Raw genomic sequence first — 18,624 nt, 5'->3', positions numbered from 1 at the left:
CGGAGCAGGACCATGGCTGTACCAAAAAGGAAAACGACGCCTTCGAAGCGCGGCATGCGCCGCTCGGCCGACGCCATCAAGGCGCCGACCTATGTCGAAGACAAGAATTCGGGCGAACTGCGTCGTCCCCATCACATCGACCTGAAGACCGGCATGTACCGCGGTCGCCAGGTTCTGGAGCCGAAGGACGCATAAGCGCCTTTCCTCCTCTGGATGCAAAAAAGACCGGTCACTGACCGGTCTTTTTTTGTTTCAGATGTCTTTTCCGGCTTTTGCCCGTCGCTGCAGCGCCTGCAGGATCGAAAGCGCCTTCTCGGCCATCTCTTCCGGCACGAAGACGTGATCGTGATGGTAGGCGGCGACCACGTTGCAGGGGATGGCTTCATCCGCCAGCGCCGTCGCCACACCGGCGGTCAGGCCCACGCCGTCGAGCGCGGAATAGACTTCAAGAACGATTCGGCGCATCGGCATCTGCGTGTCGAAACCAAGCGTTTCTGCGCGCGCCAGCGGCAGCACGAGCGTCGTGCCTTCCTCTTCCTGAAAAACACCTTCCGCTTCCGCATAAAGCGTTGCGGCGCGGTCCCGCTCCACGCAGCAGAAAACGAAAACGCCCGTCGTAAGAACGGGCGTCATTCCTGCCAGCATGGCCTGCGTATCACGAACGGTCCGGGGCATGTCTCTGGCGCTTCAGTCTGTGTTCGCTCCGGGGAAGGGCGGTCAGGAACCGCCCAGGGAGTTGATCTTGCGCTGCATGTCGGCGATCTGCTCACGTAACTCCTTCAGATCATCGGAGCGCGGTGCCTCTTCGCCGGCATTGTCTTCGCGCGCTGCGCCCTGATTTGGGGCAGGGGGCGTGGGCGCGAACATGCGCATGGCGTTCTGGAACATCTCGATGTTGCGGCGGGTCTGCTCCTCGACCATCTTCATCGGGGCCGACATGCCCATCATGTCCATGGATGATCCGCCGAACGCTTTGTCCATCTGCTCGCGCATGCGTTCCTGCTCCTTGGAGAAGGCCATCATGGATTGTTCGAGGAAGCTCGGCACGACCATCTGCATCTGGTCGCCGTAAAAGGCGATGAGCTGACGCAGAAACGAGATCGGCAGCATGTTCTGCCCGTTGCGGTCGTTCTCCAGCTCGAAAATGATCTGGGTCAGGACCGCATGGGTGATGTCTTCGCCGGATTTGGCGTCCTGCACGACGAAATTCTCGTCGCGCTTTACCATCTCGGCCAGGTCTTCCAGGGTCACATAGGTGCTGGTGCCCGTGTTGTAGAGGCGGCGATTGGCGTATTTCTTGATGACGATCGGGTCGTCCTTGGCTGGCATTACTGACCTCCCCGTAGCACGGTTGTCTGTGGCATCGCGCCCGGACGTCTCCTGCGTCGTCCGGTTTTCGATGCCTTGGATTCAAGGACTGAGGGCTTTGCAAGACGCCACTGCGCCGTTCCACCGCCCCGTTGCCGGGGCCGTCGGCGCGCACCCCCTGCATTTGCCGGTGTCAGGATATGCGCAAAATCCCATTGAATGAAAGCGCTTTTCGCAGTGGCGAAGAGCGCGGCGCTCCTGTTCGGCGGTGCGCAAGCTTTGTTGCGCTGCACACAACCGTTTGACTCGCCCCTGATTAGCCGCAACAAATGTGAATGAGAGCAGTCCGTCACAAGGGCTGCACATTTGCACGTGTATGCAATTTTCCAAGGGAGAGCCTTTCATGTCGTCAGCCGAAGCCATTGTCGTTGCCAGCGCCGCCCGCACCCCGGTCGGCTCGTTCAACGGTTCCTTCGCCACCGTGCCAGCGCATGAGCTTGGTGCAACCGCCATTCGCGAGGCGCTTTCGCGCGCCGGCGTCGCGCCGGAAGAGGTGAACGAGGTGATTCTCGGTCAGGTGCTCACGGCCGGCCAGGGGCAGAACCCCGCGCGCCAGGCGGCCGTCGCCGCCGGTCTGCCGGAAGAAGCCACCGCCTGGGGGCTCAACCAGGTCTGCGGTTCGGGCCTGCGCACCATCGCCATCGGCATGCAGCAGATCGCCTGCGGCGATGCCGACATCATTGTTGCCGGCGGTCAGGAATCCATGACGCTCTCCACCCATTGCGCCTATCTGCGCGCCGGCGTGAAGATGGGCGATTATGCCATGATCGACACGATGATCCGCGATGGTCTGTGGGATGCCTTTAACGGCTACCACATGGGCATCACCGCAGAAAACGTTGCCCGCAAGTTCCAGATCACCCGTGACGAGCAGGACGCTTTTGCGCTCGCTTCGCAGAACAAGGCCGAGGCCGCCCAGAAGGCCGGGCGCTTCAAGGATGAAATCGTCCCGGTCACCGTGAAGAGCCGCAAGGGCGAAACCGTGGTCTCGGACGATGAGTACATCCGCCATGGCGCGACCATCGAGGGCATGCAGAAGCTGCGCCCGGCCTTCGACAAGGAGGGCACGGTCACGGCCGCCAATGCGTCGGGCATCAATGACGGTGCGGCCGCCGTGGTGCTGATGCGCGAGAGCGAGGCGCAGCGCCGTGGTCTGACGCCGCTGGTGCGGATCGCTTCCTGGGCGACGGCTGGCGTCGATCCGGCAATCATGGGCACGGGGCCGATCCCGGCATCGCGCCGCGCGCTGGAGAAAGCCGGCTGGAAGGCCGAGGATCTCGATCTGGTCGAGGCCAACGAAGCCTTCGCCGCACAGGCCTGTGCGGTCAACAGGGACATGGGCTGGAACCCGGATATCGTGAACGTGAATGGCGGCGCCATCGCGATCGGCCATCCGATTGGCGCTTCGGGTACCCGCATTTTCAACACGCTGGCCTTCGAGATGCGCCGCCGTGGCGCGAAGAAGGGACTGGCCACGCTTTGCATCGGTGGCGGCATGGGCGTCGCCATGTGCGTGGAAGCGTTGTAGGCTTTGAGCTGGCGCGCGGCGTTTGTGCCGTGCGCCAGCCGGATTATCGCCCGGTCTCAACAGGGCGAAGGCGGCGGGGAACACTCACCTGAGGGAGACGAACTGCATGAAAACGGCACTTGTTACGGGTGGAACACGCGGCATCGGCGCGGCGATAGCGATGGCTCTGAAAGAGGCGGGCTATCAGGTCGCGGCCAATTATGCGGGCAACGATGAGGCTGCCGCGCGCTTTACCGAAGAAACGGGCATAGCCTCCTACAAATGGTCGATTGCCGATTACGACGCCTGTGCGGACGGCGTGGGCCGGGTCGAGGCCGATCTCGGGCCGGTCGATGTTCTGGTCAACAATGCCGGCATCACGCGGGACGTGATGTTTCACAAGATGACGCCAGAAGACTGGCGTGCCGTGGTGGATGTGAACCTGAATGGCGTCTTCAACATGACCCATCAGGTCTTCGCCGGCATGCGCTCGCGCAAGTTCGGCCGCATCATCAGCATTTCGTCCATCAATGGTCAGAAGGGCCAGATGGGCCAGACCAACTATTCCGCCGCCAAGGCGGGAGAGATTGGCTTCACCAAGGCGCTGGCGCAGGAAGGCGCGCGCTTCAACGTGACGGTCAATGCGGTCTGCCCCGGCTACATCGCCACCGACATGGTGATGGCGGTGCCGGAAGTGGTGCGCGAGAAGATCATTTCGCAGATCCCGGTGGGGCGTCTCGGCGAGGCGTCTGAAATCGCGCGGTCCGTGCTGTTCCTGGCCTCCGACGATGCGGGCTTCGTCACGGGCTCCACGCTCACTGTCAATGGCGGTCAGTACTTCATCTGACGAAAAGGCACGTCCTGTGCATTCATTTTTCGGGGCGCTGTGGGTAAACCGCAGCGCCCTGTTTCGTTAAAATGCGTATCAATTTGAGACAGCTTCGTTAACGCGGCATTCAGGCTGTGCGGGCGCGTTTGTGGATAAACTGTGCGCTGTCTGCCCGGAACCGGTGGAAACCACCAGATATTGCGGTGAACGTAGCGGGAACATCTGGATATCAGTGATTCGTAGCCGATTCGTTCCGGGTTTGGTCGAAGTGTTAACGCCATGCGGCATGGCGGGGCCGTAACCCGTTAACGGCTTCGCAAAAAATCCTAACAAAATCTTATGCTTGCACCGTTGCCTGGCAGGCCCGTCGCGCTTCCCGCGCAAATCCTTAACGCGCGCCACGCGTTTTCCGGCTTTGCGGAACATGCCCGATTCAGCATTTGGGTGTCTTTACGTTGCGTCATACTCTATCTTGTGGTGAACAAAACGGGAAACAACGCAGGTCAGTGATTCGTAGCCGATTCGTTCCAGACTCGTTCCAAATCTTAATGGCCGGAAACGGTTTGGGTCATTTTTGGCAGTCTTGCCTTGGAATGCGCATGCAAAGCATGCTAACCCGTGTGCTCGCCTTTTTTCGCTGAGGTAGACGGCTTTTCAGGCCCTATGAATTTCCAAAAACAGAATGCCAAGCCGAGAGTGTTGTCGGGTCGTGACGTAACGGCCATCCTCGGGCCGACCAATACCGGCAAGACGCACCTGGCCATCGAGCGCATGGTTGCGCATGGCACGGGCGTGATTGGCCTGCCGCTGCGGCTGCTTGCGCGCGAAGTCTATTCCCGCGTCGTCGCCAAGGTCGGCGAGCAAAATGTTGCGCTTGTCACCGGCGAAGAAAAGATATCGCCGCCCGGCGCGCGCTATTCGGTGTGCACGGTCGAGGCCATGCCGCGCGAGACCGACGCCGCCTTCGTGGCGATCGATGAGGTGCAGCTCGCCGCCGATCTGGAGCGCGGCCACATCTTCACCGACCGCATTCTGCATCTGCGCGGCCGTCAGGAAACGCTGCTTCTGGGCGCGGGCACCATGCGCGGCATTCTTGAAAAGCTGCTGCCGGGCCTCTCCGTCATCACCCGTCCGCGCATGTCGGTGCTCAGCTATGCCGGTTCGCGCAAGATCACGCGCCTGCCGCGCCGCTCGGCCATCGTGGCCTTCTCGTCGGACGAGGTTTACGCCATTGGCGAGCTGATCCGCCGCCAGCGCGGCGGGGTGGCTGTCGTGCTTGGCGCGCTCAGCCCGCGCACGCGCAACGCGCAGGTAGCCCTCTACCAGTCGGGTGATGTGGACTATCTCGTGGCGACCGACGCCATCGGCATGGGCCTGAACCTCGATGTCGATCATGTCGCCTTCGCGCAGAACCGCAAATTCGACGGTTTCCAGTATCGCGACCTCAACCCTGCGGAGCTCGGGCAGATCGCCGGCCGCGCCGGCCGTCACCTGCGTGACGGCACGTTTGGCGTCACCGGCCAGGTCGATCCCCTTTCCGATGAACTCGTTCACCGCATCGAGGCGCATGATTTCGACCCGGTGAAAGTGCTGCAATGGCGCTCCGCCGCGTTTGATTTCTCCAGCGTCGATGCGCTCAAAGCCTCGCTCGACGTTACGCCCCCCGTGGAAGGCCTTACCCGCGCTCTGCCCGCTGCCGACGCCAAGGTGCTCGAATTCCTGTCGCGTGACGGGGATGTGCGTGCGCTGGCCGACGCCCGCGAGCGTGTGGCCCTCCTGTGGGACGCCTGTGCGCTGCCGGATTACCGGCGCATCGCACCGGCCCACCACGCAGAAATTGTTGGTGCAGTCTTTTCTGATCTGGCGCGAACGGGCCATGTCGATGAAGACTACATGGCTGAGCAGGTTCAGCGCGCCTCGTCCACCGAGGGGGACATCGACACACTGTCGCAGCGTATTGCGCAGATCAGAACATGGACATTTGTCTCGCACCGGCCCGGATGGCTGGCCGATGCGACACACTGGCAAGAAAAAACACGAGAGATAGAGGACAGTTTGTCCGATGCGTTGCATGAGCGATTGACGAAACGCTTTGTGGACCGCAGGACATCCGTGCTCATGAAGCGCCTGAGAGAGAATGCAATGCCGGAAGCAGAAATCAGCCCCGTTGGCGAAGTCCTTGTCGAGGGGCATCACGTTGGTGAGATGCTAGGGTTCCGTTTCACCGCCGACCGCTCTGCGGAAGGTGAGGACGCGCGCGCCGTCAAGGCTGCCGCCCAGAAAGCACTCGCTGCCGAATTCGAAACGCGGGCAGACCGCTTTGCCGCTTCCGGCAATGGCGATCTGGCGCTGGATTCCGAGGGCCTTCTGCGCTGGCTCGGCCAACCGGTGGCGACGCTGGTTTCCGGTGAGGAAGCGCTGCGCCCGCGCGTCGTGCTTCTGGCCGACGAGCAGCTGACCGGCCCGGCGCGCGACAAGGTCGCCGCCCGCGCCGAGCGTTTCGTGAACTATCAGATTGAATCGCTTCTGAAGCCGCTGGTCGATCTGCGCGATGCCGAGAGCCTTTCGGGCATGGCGCGCGGGATCGCGTTTCAGGTTGTCGAGAGCTTCGGCCTTCTGAACCGGCGCACCGTGGCAGAGGATGTGCGTGCGCTCGATCAGGACGCCCGCGCTTCGCTGCGCCGCCTCGGCGTGCGCTTTGGCGCGTACCACATTTTCGTGCCGGCGCTGATCAAGCCTGCGCCTGCCGGCCTTCTCACCCTGCTCTGGGCGCTCAAGAACGACGCCAAGGACAAGCCGGGCTATGGCGATGTGGTCAATGCGCTTGCCGCCGGCCGCACCTCCATCGTGTCCGATCCGGCTTTTGAAAAAGCATTCTATGGCCTTGCCGGCTATCGCAATCTGGGTCGCCGCGCCGTGCGTGTCGATATTCTCGAGCGCCTTGCCGACCTGATCCGTCCCGCACTTTCGTGGAAGCCGGGTTCCGGCGCACGTCCCGAGGGCGGTTATGATGGCGCGGCCTTTGTGGTCACGCCGGCCATGATGTCCATTCTCGGCGCGACCGCCGATGATATGGAAGCCATCCTCAAGGGGCTGGGCTACCGCGGCGAGGCGAAGCCGGCCGAAGAGGTTGCAACGCATCTGAAGTCGCTGGACGACGCTGCTGCCGAGAAGGCTGCTGCACCGGCCCAGGCTGCCGATGCTGCCGCTCCCGCCGAGGCCGAAGCCGCCTCGAAGACGGACGACGCGCCCGCCGATGCAGAGAAGCCTGCTGAAGCTGAAGCGCCAGCCGAGGAAGCGAAGCCCGAAGCCGAGGCGAAGCCGGAAGCCGATGCCAAGCCGGAAGTTGAGACGCCGGCTGCCGCTGAGGCACCGGCTGAAAAGGCCGCTGACGAAGAGGAAGAGCCCAAGCCCGTCATGATCTGGCGTCAGGCCCGTTTCGACGGTCGCAAGCGTCAGGGCGGCGGCAAGGGCAACAATCAGCGTCAGCAGGGGCGTGGTGGCCGTCAGGAGCGCGAAGGCGCACCGCATCGCGGCAAGCCTAACCGCAGCAAGGATGGCGACAAGCAGGGCTTCAAGCGCAAGGGTGGCGCAGGCCGTCCGCGCGAAGAGCGTCCGGCGCGCATCGATCCCGATTCGCCCTTCGCCAAGCTCGCTGCCCTCAAGGATCAGCTGAAGAAGTAGCGACATGCGATGAGCGGCACGGTCCTGGAACGCCAGCGTATCGACAAGTGGCTGTTCTTCGCACGGGTGGTGAAATCCCGCTCGCTTGCCGCAAAGCTCGCTCAGGCGGGCCGTGTGCGGGTCAATCGCAACAAGATCGAGCAGGCCGCCTACCAGATCAAGGTGGGCGACGTGCTCACCATTTCTCTGGAGCGGCAGGTGCTCGTCTATCGGGTTCTGGCTCCGGGGGCGCGGCGCGGCCCGGCAGAGGAAGCCCGCACGCTCTACGAGGATCTGACACCGCCGGCGCCGCCCAGGGATGCCGTCGTCAAGGCGTCGGCGCCGCGGCGCGACGCCGGGGCAGGGCGTCCCACCAAGAAGGAACGCCGCGCGCTTGATCGCTGGCGTGACGACCCGTGATGGCGATGTTTGCGCCGTTTGAGATTGGAATGGGATTCCGCCTGCGACGATTGCCGCGCAACAACGGGCCTTGCAACCGCCGTTTAAAGGGGCTACCTCACCACTCGACATTTTAAGAAGCTGTCAGCCGAGAACACCCATGACCTATATCGTCACCGACAATTGCATCAAGTGCAAGTACATGGACTGTATAGAAGTCTGCCCGGTGGACTGTTTCTACGAAGGCGAAAACATGCTCGTCATCCATCCGGATGAGTGCATCGATTGCGGTGTCTGCGAACCGGAATGCCCGGCCGAAGCCATCAAGCCCGACACCGAGCCGGGTCTGGACAACTGGCTTCAGCTCAATTCCGAGTATGCCGAAAAATGGCCCAATATCACCGCTAAGAAAGAGCCTCCGGCAGACGCCAAGGAATTCGACGGCGTCGAAAACAAGCTGGAGCAGTACTTCTCGCCGGAACCCGGTGAGGGAGACTAGATCGCCGCGCGCCCATCGGGGCGCACAAACGACGATCTTGATGATTGACGGAGCATCGGATTAGCCCGAAACCCGAATTCCACTTTTCGGTCCGGTGCTCTGAGCCCACAAATTGACGTGGGACATAATGCGAATAGATGGGGCGGTCGCGCAGGAAACTGCGGCGACATATTCGCACATGCGGCAAAATCTTGATTCTTTCGGCTTTTTGTGGTAGCTTCACAAAATCATGCCGGTGACAACACGTCTAATTATGGCGCACACACACTAATCACTGAAAGGTGGGGCTCCAAATCCAGGCCAGGGCAATCTGGGTCAGGATGTTTTGGTTTGCGTGGCGGGCCTTCGGTGCAGGCGCAGTCACCATCTCCCGGAGCTTGAACTCTTTCATGCACACGACAAGCCGGCAGGCGTTTTTGGGTACGGGGCATCGCCGAGGCGAGGCGTTGCTCACATACCCCTTTAGAACAGGAGTGTTAGGCGGATGACCACCCAGCAGAAAAAATCGGCGCAGCGCCAGGGTTTCAAGACTGGCGAATACATCGTTTACCCGGCGCATGGCGTCGGCCAGATCGTTACGATCGAAGAGCAGGAAGTCGCCGGTCACAAGCTGGAATTGTTCGTCATCGATTTCGAGAAAGACAAGATGCGCCTCAAAGTGCCGGTCGCCAAGGCGACGTCCATCGGCATGCGCAAGCTTTCCGAAACCGATTATGTTGATCGCGCACTCAAGGTCGTTCAGGGCCGTGCCCGCGTGAAGCGCACCATGTGGTCGCGCCGCGCGCAGGAATACGATGCGAAGATCAACTCGGGCGACCTGATCTCCATCTCGGAAGTCGTGCGTGACCTTTACCGCGCCGACAACCAGCCGGAGCAGTCCTATTCGGAGCGTCAGCTTTATGAAGCCGCGCTCGACCGCATGGCTCGCGAGATCGCAGCCGTCAACCGCATGTCGGAGACGGAGGCTGTCCGCCTGATCGAGACCAACCTCAACAAGGGCCCGCGCCGCGGTGCGAAGGCCGACAATGAGGAAGCCGAAGAGAAGGAAGAAGCTGCATAAGCTTCCCACCTCATCTGTTTTGAAAAACCCGGCTGTTTCAGCCGGGTTTTTTATTGCCGGCTACTAAACTGTAATCGGCTGGAACTTTTTTCGTCTGCGACTCGTTACTCTAGGTGATGTCTCGTTTCTTCGGTCGAGATCACCGCTTTTTGCAAAGCCTGGTCGGGGTCCCGGGATGTCCGTCATTGGCGTGTTTCTGCACCAGCAGATGCCGCGTCAGGGCGCTCTGACACGTGTAACCGCGCATCGGCAATTGGGCCTGTGCGTATGGGCTGACCGGCTTGGAATCCTCTCCTTAAGAAAGGGGCCAAGCCAGAGCATCGGACCGAAAAGTGGGAACCGGTTTTCGGATCATCCGATGCTCCATCAATGGTTTGGATCGTCCTTTATGCGTCCGGACGGACGCATGGCGATCCAGAAACGCGGGAGAGCATCATGCAAGACCGGGCGGAACGCAAACTCATCGAAAAGGCCATGAAGGCGCCTTATCTGGCGCTGGAGGAAGAGCAGGACCTCGCACAGCGCTGGCACAAGAAGCAGGACCAGCAGGCGCTTCATCATTTAACAGTGGCGCACATGCGGCTTGTCATTGCCATGGCGTCGCGCTTCAGGAATTTCGGATTGCCCGCTGCCGACCTTATTCAGGAGGGGCATATCGGCCTTCTGGAAGCGGCGGCCCGGTTCGACCCGGAGCGGGGCGTGCGCTTCTCCACCTATGCGACCTGGTGGATACGCGCCTCGATGCAGGATTATGTCCTGCGCAACTGGTCCATCGTGCGTGGCGGCACGAGTTCGGCGCAGAAGTCGCTGTTTTTCAAATACCGCCGGCTGAGGGCCAAATTGCAGAAAAGCATGGGCTCACCCAGCGAAATTCATCAGGAAGCGGCCAAGCTTCTCGGCGTTTCGCCTGCGGATGTGGCGATGATGGACGCGCGGCTTTCCGGCCCGGATCTGTCGCTTAACGCGCCGGTGCGGGATGAAGGCGAGGCTTCAGCCGAGCGCATGGATTTCCTGCCCTCCGATGAGGCACCGGTCGACGAGACAGTCGAACACATGATCGATGAGGAACGGCGGGCGCTCTGGCTGACCGACGCGCTGGATGTCCTGGACAGGCGCGAGCTGAAGATCATCCGCGAGCGGCGTCTGGCAGAAGATGGCGCAACGCTTGAAGCGCTCGGTTCGGCGCTGGGCATCTCCAAGGAGCGTGTGCGGCAGATCGAGACGCGGGCCATGGAAAAACTGCGCACGGTGCTCACGCGCGAGCATCCCGCGCTGTCCGGCAGCACGGCCTGAACGGCTGGCCTTGCGCCAGCCGTAATTTAGCGATCAGTGACGATCTTGACCTTGCTGCCGGCCGAGGGCGTTGCGCCGGGGCCAAGTGCGTTGAGGAGCCGGAAAAGCTCCACCTTGCGGTCCACACCGCGCATCTGCGATGCCAGCGAACCGAGCGTTTCTCCCGGCTGAACCGTCACGACACGCACGCGCAGCGGCTTGAGCGCAGCGCGCTCCGCCTGATTGAGAATGCGGAAGCTCTGCCCGACGGAATTGGCAACCCGTTCCAGATCGTTGCTCGTCGCAGGCGCTGCCGTCAGCAGGCGGTAAACCTGCCCGCCGGAGCGGATCACCGTCACGTCGAACTGCCAGCCATCGGCACTCGCGCGTCCCTTGGCTGCCGGATATCCATTGATCGTGAACGTGCGGATGGTTTCGGGCTCCAGACCCGCAACCCAGCCGCTCGTCAGATAATCCGTCAGCGAAGTGCGCTGGGGCACCGTCGCTCCGTCGAAGCGCACCGCGATGTCGTCCGGCCCGACAGCCGTCACCGCCTTGGTGGAATTGTCGATGATGAAGCCTTCGGGCACCTGGAAGGCGACGCCCAGACCCGGATGCAGGAAGTCGCGCCCGCGCACATAGCCCTCTTCCGGCGAATCCCCGTAGATCATGCCGTCAATGCCGGCGAGGAAGGAATCGCGGTCGCGCTTGCCAGCGGCGTCCGGCTGCTGCATCTCGCGCGCATGGCGCTGCGCGAGTTCGATGCGCCGTGGTGCGTTGGGGTGACTGGCCAGGAAGTCGAGGCTGGCGTCCGTCGCGCCGCTCACACTGCGGAAGCCCTGATAGGCGTCCATGGCCTGCAGGAAGCGCGCAGCCGCGAATGCATCATAGCCCGCATGGGTTGTGGTGCGGATGCCCAGACGGTCCGCTTCCAGCTCCTGATTGCGCGAGAACTGCGCGAGCCGCAGCTTGCCGCGTACCAGCGCTGCCTGCGCCGCCTGATCGCGCCCGTCGATCACCTCGCTCACCACTTTCGAGGCGAACTTTTCCTGCGCTTCGAGCTTCTGCCGCTCGATGCCGTGATTGGCTGTGACGTGCGCCATTTCATGCGCGATGACCGCTGCAAGCTCAGCCGAATCATTGGCGAGCGCCAGAAGACCGCGCGTGACATAGAGATAGCCGCCCGGCAGCGCGAATGCGTTGACGTTGGGCGAATTCAGAATGGTGACCGTGTAGGCCGCGCCGGTGTTCTGCTCATCCAGCGTCAGAGATCCCACCACCTTGGCGACCATGCGCTCCAGCTTCGGATCGGAGTATTCGCCGCCATAGGTCTGCAGAATGCGGGGATGCTGCTGGCGTGCAAGCCGTGCAAGACGGTTGCCGCGCGTCACCGAATCGACCGTGACCGGGTTCGACGACGGCATGAAGCTGCCCGTGTCCGTGGGCACCATCTGGCAGCCCGACAGGAGGACTGTGAGCGCTACGGCGAGAATGGCTTTGCGCGGTATGGCTCGCGCTGATGGCTGGAAATTCATGGTAGCGGGCGCTTCATTGGACAGGGTCGTGTCCTTCCGGTTGATTTTGTCCAAAGCATGACCGTCATTAATGCCCAAGTCACGCACTTGGTTCCCTCAACATGGCGTGATGTCCCGTCCGAGCCACGGTCTAGCGCATAAGCTGCAACAGTGGAATCAATTTGTTGTAGAGTAATTTATTTCCCGCCGTGCGCCTATGTAGCGATTGAAGGCTTCTGAGGCATCGCCGGCGATGAACGCTGCGGTTGTGCCGCTCGCGGCGACCTGCCCCTCTTCAACAAAGATCATCGTCCTGCAAAGCCGTTCCGCGTCGCGCGGGTCATGCGTTGCCATCAGCACCGTCATCTGCTGTTCCGCATGCAGGGCGCGGATCAGGTCCAGCATCTCGTCGCGCAGCGCCGGTCCGAGCGAGGCGAAGGGTTCGTCCATCAGGAGCACCGGACGCTTGCGGATTAAAACACGCGCCAGCGCCACCCGCTGGCGTTCACCGCCCGAAAGCGCCCGTGGCAGCCGGTCTTCCTTGCCGGCAAGCCCGGTTCTGGCAAGCGCGTCGGAGATCGCCGCGCGGTCTTCCTCCGTCAGCTTCAGCGCAGGCGAGCGCCCCAGCCCCACATTCTGCGCGACCGTGAGATGCGCGAAGAGATTGTTTTCCTGAAACACCATGGAGACGGGCCGGCGATGCGGCGTCAGCCCGGAAACATCCTTTCCGTCGATCATGATGCGGCCGGAGGTCGGTGTCTCGAAGCCGGCGATCAGGCTGAGAAGCGTCGATTTGCCAGAGCCGCTCGGGCCCATCACGGCGACGATGTCGGACGGGGAGATGGTCAGGTCGAACGCCATTTCGCTCCCGCCCGGATAGGCAAAGCGCAGCTTTTCGAGTGTGATCCCCGCGCCGTGTGCGGCGTCAGCCTTGGTCATGTCTTCTCCTTGCCGAGACGGTCGGCCACGAACATCAATGCCAGACAAAGAAGCCCCAGGAAAAGGGCAATGCCTGCGGCATCCGCCGTGCGATAGCTGCCCATGCGCTGCAACAGAAGATAGGGCAGCGTCTGCACCTGATCGGAGCCGAACAGCGCGATCACGCCGAGGTCGCCGAGCGAAAGAGCGGCGGCGAAGGCGAGCGCGGTCGCGGCAGGGCGGCGCAGCGCCGGCCAGTCGACGAGGCGTAGTCGTGTCCAGCCAGTGATGCCCAGCGACAGGCAGAGCCGCTCATGGCGGGCGCTGGCAGCGTCATAGGCCGGGCGGATTGCGCGGATTGCAAACGGCATCGCCATCACCGCGTTGACGGTGACGACCATCGCCGGTGCGAAGGCGAACACATCGCCCACATGCCGCAGCAGAATGAACCAACCGGCCCCGATCACCAGCGGCGGAATGATGAGCACCATCGCCGCCCCGCTGTCGGTGGCGCGTTCAAGCAGGCCCGCAGGCAGCGCGCCGCGCTTCATTTCGAGCGCCCGGCGTGCCGCCACCAGCGCCAGCGAAAGAACGAGGCATAAAAGCGCGGAGAGGCTGGCGAATAGCAGGCTGGTTGTTGTGGCCGAGAGCACCGCGCTCTCGGTGGCAAGCCGCGCCAGATCCGCCTTCAGACCGGCGATCACGGTCGCGGCCATCGGTCCGGCGACGAAGAGCAGCCCCGCGACGATGATGACGGTGTTGAGAACCGTCTCCAATGGCGTGTGCCAGACAATGCGGCGCGGTGCGACGGGCAGGTTGGCATCGCCGCTGAGCGACGCGCCGAGCCGGCTTAACGCCAGAACAACGCCGCCGGCCAGCGCCAGCTGCACCAGCGTCAGCACCAGTGCGCGCGCCGGATCGAAGTCGAACCGCAGCGCCTGATAGATCGCCACTTCCAGCGTTGTCGCGCGCGGTCCGCCACCAAGCAGCAGGACGATGGTGAACGAGGTCACGCACAGCATGAAGACGAGACCGGCAATGCCGGGAAGGGCCGCGCGCATGGCCGGCCATTCGAGAAACCGGAACGAGGCGCGCGCGCCCATGCCGAGCTGGGCCGCAAGACGCCACTGGTCGGCGGGCACGCTTTCCAGCGCGTTCAGGAACAGGCGCGTGGCCAGCGGCAGATTGAAGAAGACATGGGCGACCAGAATGCCCGAAAGCCCGTAAATGCCGGGCCAGTGCTCATTGAAGAGCACGGACAGGAAAGGCGCGAAAATCCCCGCTCTTCCCAGAAGCGCCAGAATGCCGAGCGCCGCCACAATGGCGGGAAGCGCAAGTGGCACGGCAAACAGGCGCAGAATGAAGGCGCGCCCCATAAATGCGGGATGGCGCGCCAGCGCGCGCGCCAGAAGGATCGCCGGCACGACTGATAAAAGCGTCGATAACAGCGCCTGCCAGAGCGTGAAGCGGGCGATCCGCAGCAGATAGGCGTCGAAAGCTGCAAACGCGCCCGTACCCTGTTGCAGGGCCTCCACGGCAAGGCCCGCAAAGGCCCCGCCGATCAGCAGGCCGACAGCGGCCAGCGCAAGCCGTCCCGCAGCGACACGCCTGTCCATCAGGGGGCGTCTTTCCATGTCGGGCGCGCGCGAAACGGTCAGCGGCTCATCACCGAGAGCCACTCATCGACCCAGGCCTTGCGGTTTTCCGCCACCTCTTTCGATGAGAATTCGAGCGTCTCGCCCGGCTTCACCAGAGTGTCGAACACCGGGTTGAGCGGCTCCGATGTCTCGCCGGCCGGGAACATCCAGTTGGTCTCCGGAATCGCGTCCTGAAAGCCGGGACCGGTCATGAAGGCGAGGAATTTCTGCGCCAGCGGGTTTTCCGCACCCTTCACGGTCTGTGCTGCCACTTCCACCTGAAGATAATGCCCTTCTTCAAAGCCCGCCGCCTTGTAGCGCTCGGAATCTTCGGCAATCTGGTGATAGGCGGGCGAGGTGGTGTAGGACAGCACCATCGGCGCTTCGCCGCTGGTGAACAGGCCATAGGCCTCGCTCCAGCCCGGCGTCACCGTCAGCACCTTGTCCTGCAGTTTGCCCCAGGCGTCCGCTGCGTCGTCGCCATAGACGGCCTTCATCCAGAGCAGCAGACCAAGGCCCGGCGTGGAGGTGCGCGGGTCCTGAATGGCGATCTTCAGATTGCTGTCGCTCTCCACCAGCTCCTTCAGGCTTGCCGGCGGGGTCTCGATGGCCTCGGTGTCATAGACAAAGGCGAAATAGCCGTAGTCGAACGGAACGAACGTGTCGTCCTCGAAGCCGCCCGGCACGTTCACCCTGCCCATGTCGACGCCATGCGGCGCAAACAGGCCGGTCTCGCGGGCCTCGTGCACGAGGTTGTTGTCGAGACCGAGCACGATGTCGGCCTTGGTCGATTTGCCTTCGAGTTTCACGCGGTTCAGAAGCGCCACGCCATCGGCCACGGAAACGAAATCCACGTCGCAGCCGCATTCCGCCTCGAACGCCTTCTCCACCGCCGGTCCGGGGCCCCAGTCGGAGGTGAAGCTCTCATAGGTGTAGACGGTGAGCTTGTCTTCGGCCGCCGCATGGCCGGCCATGGCCAGCGTGCCAAGCGCCATGGTGGAAAGCAGGGTGGTCGCGCGCATCTGCGCCTCCTCTCGTTTGGTTGGGGAATGAGGCGCTGTGCGAAAAGCGTCTAATCCCTCCGCCGGTGCAAACCGGATCAGGTTCAGCGGGTTGGCCGGGTTCCACTGATGCGGCTTTCCCTTGATCAAGGCAAAGCTGCATCCGTTTCAACCACTGGGCCTCTCAGCCGGCAATCCGCCGGCACCCCGTTAGAGCGACCGGGAAAATAGGGCGCGGCAGGGGCCGGCGCAAGAGGCGGAATGGCGCGAACGCCGTTGGCGCTTGCCCGCCGGCATGATATGGGCCTCGACCATGAGCCTGTTTACCCTTCTCCTGGGCGGAGATCTCACACGCACGCCGGCACTGGATGCCGAAATCGCCGACAGCCGCATCATCGCGGCTGATTCAGGCATGCGCCACGCAGCGCTTCTGGGCGTTATGCCGGAGCTGTGGGTCGGCGATTTCGATTCCGAGCCGGACGGCATGGCCGAGGCCTATGCCCGGGTGCCGCGCCGCGCCTTTCCCGCCGACAAGGACAAGACGGACGGGGAACTCGCCATCGCCGCAGCGCTGGAAGCGGGCGCGACGAGCCTCGTTCTCGTGGGTGCTTTCGGCGGCGCGCGGCCCGATCACATGTTCCTGCATCTCGCGCAGGCGCTTCAGCTTTCAGAACAGGGCATTAAGACGCGGCTGACAAGCGGCGTGCAGGAAGGCGTGCCGCTGCTGCCCGGCAAACGCCATCGCTTCGACTATCCGCAGAAAACGCTGTTTTCGATCCTCGGCTTTTCGGCCCTTTCCGGCCTCACCGTGGAAGGGGCCAAATGGCCGCTCGATGCGGTCGAGGTTCCTTTCGGTTCGTCGCTGACCCTTTCCAATGTGGTCGATGGCGAACTCGCGGTTACCCTCAAAGAGGGCAGGGCGCTTCTGGTCGCCCATCTTTCCAACGACGGAGAACACTGATCCATGGCGCCGCCTCTTTTAAAGCTTGATGGCATTCGCCTGACCTTCGGCGGCACGCCGCTGCTCGATGGCGCATCGCTGATGGTCGGCCCCGGCGAGCGGCTGGCTCTGGTCGGGCGCAACGGCTCCGGCAAGTCGACACTTCTGAAGATCGCCGCCGGCCTCGTGGAGCCGCAGGATGGCGAGGTGTTCCGCCAGCCGACGGCGACCGTGCGCTATCTGCCCCAGTCGCCCGACTGGCAGGGTTTTTCGACCGTGCGCGCCTATGTGGAGGCCGGTCTCGGCCCGGCGGACGACATCAACCGCGTGGCGCTGGTCATCGACCGGCTGGGCCTGTCCGGCGATGAAGACCCGGCAACGCTGTCGGGCGGCGAGGCGCGCCGTGCCGCGCTCGCCCGGGTGCTTGCGCCCGAGCCGGATCTGCTGTTGCTGGACGAGCCGACCAACCATCTCGACCTCGCCACCATCGAATGGCTGGAAGAAGAGCTGCAGCGCACGTCTTCAGCCCTTGTCACCATCTCGCATGACCGTCGTTTTCTCGAACGCGTGAGCCGCGCAACCGTCTGGCTCGACCGTGGCGTGACGCGCAGGCTCGACAAGGGCTTTGCCCATTTCGAGGACTGGCGCGATCAGGTGCTCGAAGAGGAAGAGCGCGACCAGCACAAGCTTGCCCGCAAGATCGAGCGCGAGGAGCACTGGCTGCGCTATGGCGTCACCGCGCGCCGCAAGCGCAATGTGCGGCGTCTGGGCGAGCTGCATGCGCTGCGCGAAAAGCACCGCAGCCATCGCGGTGCGGAAGGCGTGGCGACCATGACGGCCAGCGACGCCGCCGAATCCGGCAAGCTGGTCATCGAGGCAAAGGGCCTCGCCAAGTCCTATGACGGGCTTCAGGTGGTGAAGGATTTCTCCACGCGCATCCTGCGCGGCGACCGTGTTGGCCTTGTCGGCCCCAATGGAGCCGGCAAGACGACGCTGATCAATCTTCTGACCGGCAAGCTCGAGCCGGACGAAGGCTCGCTGCGGCTGGGCGCAAATCTGGAAATCGCAATTCTGGACCAGAAACGTGCACTGGACCCGCTGGAGACCCTGTCTCATTTCCTCACCGATGGCCGTGGCGACAGCGTCGTGGTCAACGGGCAGGAGCGGCATGTCGTCTCCTACATGAAGGACTTCCTGTTCAAGCCCGAGCAGGCCCGCACGCCCATCCGCGAGCTTTCCGGTGGCGAGCGCGCGCGGCTTGTGCTCGCCCGCCTTCTGGCCCGCCCGGCCAATCTTCTCGTGCTCGATGAGCCGACCAACGATCTCGACATGGAAACGCTCGATCTCCTGCAGGAGCTTGTCGAGGGCTTCCCCGGCACCGTGCTGCTCGTCAGCCATGACCGCGACTTCCTCGACCGCACGGTCACGAGCACCATTGCGCCGGCCGGCGATGGCCGCTGGATCGAATATGCCGGCGGCTATGCCGACATGATGGCGCAGCGCAAGGGCGAGGAGCTGGAGCGGCGCAAGGCGCGCACGGCAGAGCAGCAGAAGACCAGGTCAGCCGGCAATGCAGGTGCGCCGAGGGCAGCTTCGAAGAAGCTCTCCTACAAGCAGAAATTCGCACTGGAGACCCTGCCGAAGAAGATCGATGAGCTGGCTGACGAAATCGCGGCTCTGGAGAAAAAGCTCGCCGATCCCAACCTCTACACGCGCGATGCCGCCGCCTTTCAGCGCTTTTCCAAGGAGCTGGACGACGCGCGCGCCAGCAGCGAGAAGATGGAAGAAGAGTGGCTGGAACTCGAAATGCTGCGCGAGGAAATCGAAGGCGCTTAGCGGTTTTTGCTGAAGCACCAACTTCAAGGCCACCTTCTCCCCGCATGCGGGGAGAAGGTGAGGATGAGGGGCGAGCGCCAACCTTTCCGAACCCAACACCCTGCGAGCTTGTCAAGCGCAGCGTCAGCCCCTCATCCCCCTGCCGGGACCTTCTCCCCGCATGCGGGGAGAAGGAAGCTGT

At 63.0% G+C, this 18,624-nt stretch carries 16 protein-coding genes and 1 riboswitch; of the genes, 10 read left to right on the top strand and 6 right to left on the bottom strand.

What is annotated here, in order from left to right; all coding sequences use genetic code 11:
• Positions 1 to 12: 12 nt before the first annotated feature.
• Positions 13 to 195: a 50S ribosomal protein L32 gene (gene rpmF, locus JYP46_RS13925; RefSeq protein WP_007007560.1), complete on the top strand. Its 183-nt coding sequence runs from the start codon at positions 13 to 15 to the stop codon at positions 193 to 195.
• A 57-nt stretch (positions 196 to 252) separates the two neighbouring features.
• On the opposite strand, the gene JYP46_RS13920 is transcribed toward rpmF, so the two are convergent.
• Together JYP46_RS13920 and phaR are read right to left on the bottom strand one after the other, a co-directional pair.
• Positions 253 to 675, bottom strand: a complete 423-nt coding sequence (locus tag JYP46_RS13920; RefSeq protein WP_206546102.1) for an ACT domain-containing protein — start codon at positions 673 to 675, stop codon at positions 253 to 255.
• 42 nt (positions 676 to 717) lie between these two features.
• Complete coding sequence (gene phaR, locus JYP46_RS13915) at positions 718 to 1,329, bottom strand: polyhydroxyalkanoate synthesis repressor PhaR (protein WP_113153295.1); 612 nt, start codon at positions 1,327 to 1,329, stop codon at positions 718 to 720.
• A 382-nt stretch (positions 1,330 to 1,711) separates the two neighbouring features.
• Here phaR and JYP46_RS13910 point away from each other — a divergent pair, with 382 nt between their 5' ends.
• The 7 genes from JYP46_RS13910 (at position 1,712) to JYP46_RS13880 (ending at position 10,618) form a co-directional block, all read left to right on the top strand.
• Positions 1,712 to 2,896, top strand: a complete 1,185-nt coding sequence (locus JYP46_RS13910) for an acetyl-CoA C-acetyltransferase (protein ID WP_113153294.1) — start codon at positions 1,712 to 1,714, stop codon at positions 2,894 to 2,896.
• A 106-nt stretch (positions 2,897 to 3,002) separates the two neighbouring features.
• The gene (gene phbB / locus JYP46_RS13905) at positions 3,003 to 3,722 is read left to right on the top strand and encodes an acetoacetyl-CoA reductase (RefSeq protein WP_113153293.1); all 720 of its coding nucleotides are present in this window, start codon (positions 3,003 to 3,005) and stop codon (positions 3,720 to 3,722) included.
• A gap of 645 nt (positions 3,723 to 4,367) precedes the next feature.
• Positions 4,368 to 7,388, top strand: coding sequence for a helicase-related protein (locus tag JYP46_RS13900; protein WP_206548416.1), 3,021 nt, complete (start codon positions 4,368 to 4,370; stop codon positions 7,386 to 7,388).
• 9 nt (positions 7,389 to 7,397) lie between these two features.
• Positions 7,398 to 7,787, top strand: coding sequence for an RNA-binding S4 domain-containing protein (locus JYP46_RS13895; protein WP_113153291.1), 390 nt, complete (start codon positions 7,398 to 7,400; stop codon positions 7,785 to 7,787).
• A gap of 139 nt (positions 7,788 to 7,926) precedes the next feature.
• Entirely contained in the window at positions 7,927 to 8,265 is a 339-nt protein-coding gene (gene fdxA / locus JYP46_RS13890) for a ferredoxin FdxA (protein ID WP_113153290.1), read from the top strand.
• A 484-nt stretch (positions 8,266 to 8,749) separates the two neighbouring features.
• Positions 8,750 to 9,325 (top strand): CarD family transcriptional regulator, encoded by a 576-nt coding sequence (locus JYP46_RS13885; RefSeq protein WP_113153289.1) that lies wholly within the window; start codon positions 8,750 to 8,752, stop codon positions 9,323 to 9,325.
• Positions 9,326 to 9,760: 435 nt separating this feature from the next.
• Positions 9,761 to 10,618 (top strand): RNA polymerase factor sigma-32, encoded by an 858-nt coding sequence (locus JYP46_RS13880; RefSeq protein ID WP_113156050.1) that lies wholly within the window; start codon positions 9,761 to 9,763, stop codon positions 10,616 to 10,618.
• A 26-nt stretch (positions 10,619 to 10,644) separates the two neighbouring features.
• Here the strand turns inward: JYP46_RS13880 and JYP46_RS13875 are convergent, their stop codons facing one another.
• From JYP46_RS13875 to thiB, 4 genes are all read right to left on the bottom strand, one after another.
• Positions 10,645 to 12,132 carry a M48 family metalloprotease gene (locus tag JYP46_RS13875; protein WP_206548415.1) on the bottom strand — a complete coding sequence of 496 codons (1,488 nt, stop codon included), beginning with the start codon at positions 12,130 to 12,132 and terminating at the stop codon, positions 10,645 to 10,647.
• A 156-nt stretch (positions 12,133 to 12,288) separates the two neighbouring features.
• Positions 12,289 to 13,050: a thiamine ABC transporter ATP-binding protein gene (gene thiQ / locus JYP46_RS13870; RefSeq protein WP_206548414.1), complete on the bottom strand. Its 762-nt coding sequence runs from the start codon at positions 13,048 to 13,050 to the stop codon at positions 12,289 to 12,291.
• On the bottom strand, positions 13,047 to 14,663 hold the full coding sequence (thiP, locus tag JYP46_RS13865) for a thiamine/thiamine pyrophosphate ABC transporter permease (RefSeq protein ID WP_206548470.1): 1,617 nt from the start codon (positions 14,661 to 14,663) through the stop codon (positions 13,047 to 13,049). Before thiP ends, thiQ begins: the two co-directional genes overlap by 4 nt.
• Positions 14,664 to 14,683: 20 nt before the next feature.
• Positions 14,684 to 15,688 (bottom strand): thiamine ABC transporter substrate binding subunit, encoded by a 1,005-nt coding sequence (gene thiB, locus JYP46_RS13860; RefSeq protein WP_206548413.1) that lies wholly within the window; start codon positions 15,686 to 15,688, stop codon positions 14,684 to 14,686.
• A gap of 37 nt (positions 15,689 to 15,725) precedes the next feature.
• A riboswitch (TPP riboswitch) is annotated at positions 15,726 to 15,887 on the bottom strand.
• Positions 15,888 to 15,980: 93 nt separating this feature from the next.
• Here thiB and JYP46_RS13855 point away from each other — a divergent pair.
• Together JYP46_RS13855 and JYP46_RS13850 are read left to right on the top strand one after the other, a co-directional pair.
• On the top strand, positions 15,981 to 16,628 hold the full coding sequence (locus JYP46_RS13855; protein ID WP_206548412.1) for a thiamine diphosphokinase: 648 nt from the start codon (positions 15,981 to 15,983) through the stop codon (positions 16,626 to 16,628).
• 3 nt (positions 16,629 to 16,631) lie between these two features.
• A complete protein-coding gene (locus JYP46_RS13850) occupies positions 16,632 to 18,443 on the top strand; it encodes an ABC-F family ATP-binding cassette domain-containing protein (protein ID WP_206548411.1) in 1,812 nt (603 codons plus the stop codon).
• The last annotated feature ends 181 nt before the right edge of the window (positions 18,444 to 18,624 follow it).

The sequence above is a fragment of the Nitratireductor aquimarinus genome (genome assembly GCF_017255295.1).
Lineage (GTDB): Bacteria > Pseudomonadota > Alphaproteobacteria > Rhizobiales > Rhizobiaceae > Nitratireductor > Nitratireductor aquimarinus.
The sequence above is the reverse complement of the archived record's forward strand: the minus strand, read 5'-3'. Positions and strand labels throughout refer to the sequence as shown.

What these genes read in the sequence shown, in the direction of transcription:
- JYP46_RS13885 (WP_113153289.1), top strand. Translation starts at nt 8,750, where the DNA reads ATGACCACCCAGCAGAAAAAATCGGCGCAGCGCCAGGGTTTCAAGACT.
- JYP46_RS13875 (WP_206548415.1), bottom strand. Translation starts at nt 12,132, where the DNA reads ATGAATTTCCAGCCATCAGCGCGAGCCATACCGCGCAAAGCCATTCTC.
- thiP (WP_206548470.1), bottom strand. Translation starts at nt 14,663, where the DNA reads ATGGAAAGACGCCCCCTGATGGACAGGCGTGTCGCTGCGGGACGGCTT.
- phbB (WP_113153293.1), top strand. Translation starts at nt 3,003, where the DNA reads ATGAAAACGGCACTTGTTACGGGTGGAACACGCGGCATCGGCGCGGCG.
- JYP46_RS13920 (WP_206546102.1), bottom strand. Translation starts at nt 675, where the DNA reads ATGCCCCGGACCGTTCGTGATACGCAGGCCATGCTGGCAGGAATGACG.
- rpmF (WP_007007560.1), top strand. Translation starts at nt 13, where the DNA reads ATGGCTGTACCAAAAAGGAAAACGACGCCTTCGAAGCGCGGCATGCGC.
- JYP46_RS13910 (WP_113153294.1), top strand. Translation starts at nt 1,712, where the DNA reads ATGTCGTCAGCCGAAGCCATTGTCGTTGCCAGCGCCGCCCGCACCCCG.
- JYP46_RS13900 (WP_206548416.1), top strand. Translation starts at nt 4,368, where the DNA reads ATGAATTTCCAAAAACAGAATGCCAAGCCGAGAGTGTTGTCGGGTCGT.
- thiB (WP_206548413.1), bottom strand. Translation starts at nt 15,688, where the DNA reads ATGCGCGCGACCACCCTGCTTTCCACCATGGCGCTTGGCACGCTGGCC.
- JYP46_RS13880 (WP_113156050.1), top strand. Translation starts at nt 9,761, where the DNA reads ATGCAAGACCGGGCGGAACGCAAACTCATCGAAAAGGCCATGAAGGCG.
- JYP46_RS13855 (WP_206548412.1), top strand. Translation starts at nt 15,981, where the DNA reads ATGAGCCTGTTTACCCTTCTCCTGGGCGGAGATCTCACACGCACGCCG.
- fdxA (WP_113153290.1), top strand. Translation starts at nt 7,927, where the DNA reads ATGACCTATATCGTCACCGACAATTGCATCAAGTGCAAGTACATGGAC.
- thiQ (WP_206548414.1), bottom strand. Translation starts at nt 13,050, where the DNA reads ATGACCAAGGCTGACGCCGCACACGGCGCGGGGATCACACTCGAAAAG.
- JYP46_RS13850 (WP_206548411.1), top strand. Translation starts at nt 16,632, where the DNA reads ATGGCGCCGCCTCTTTTAAAGCTTGATGGCATTCGCCTGACCTTCGGC.
- phaR (WP_113153295.1), bottom strand. Translation starts at nt 1,329, where the DNA reads ATGCCAGCCAAGGACGACCCGATCGTCATCAAGAAATACGCCAATCGC.
- JYP46_RS13895 (WP_113153291.1), top strand. Translation starts at nt 7,398, where the DNA reads ATGAGCGGCACGGTCCTGGAACGCCAGCGTATCGACAAGTGGCTGTTC.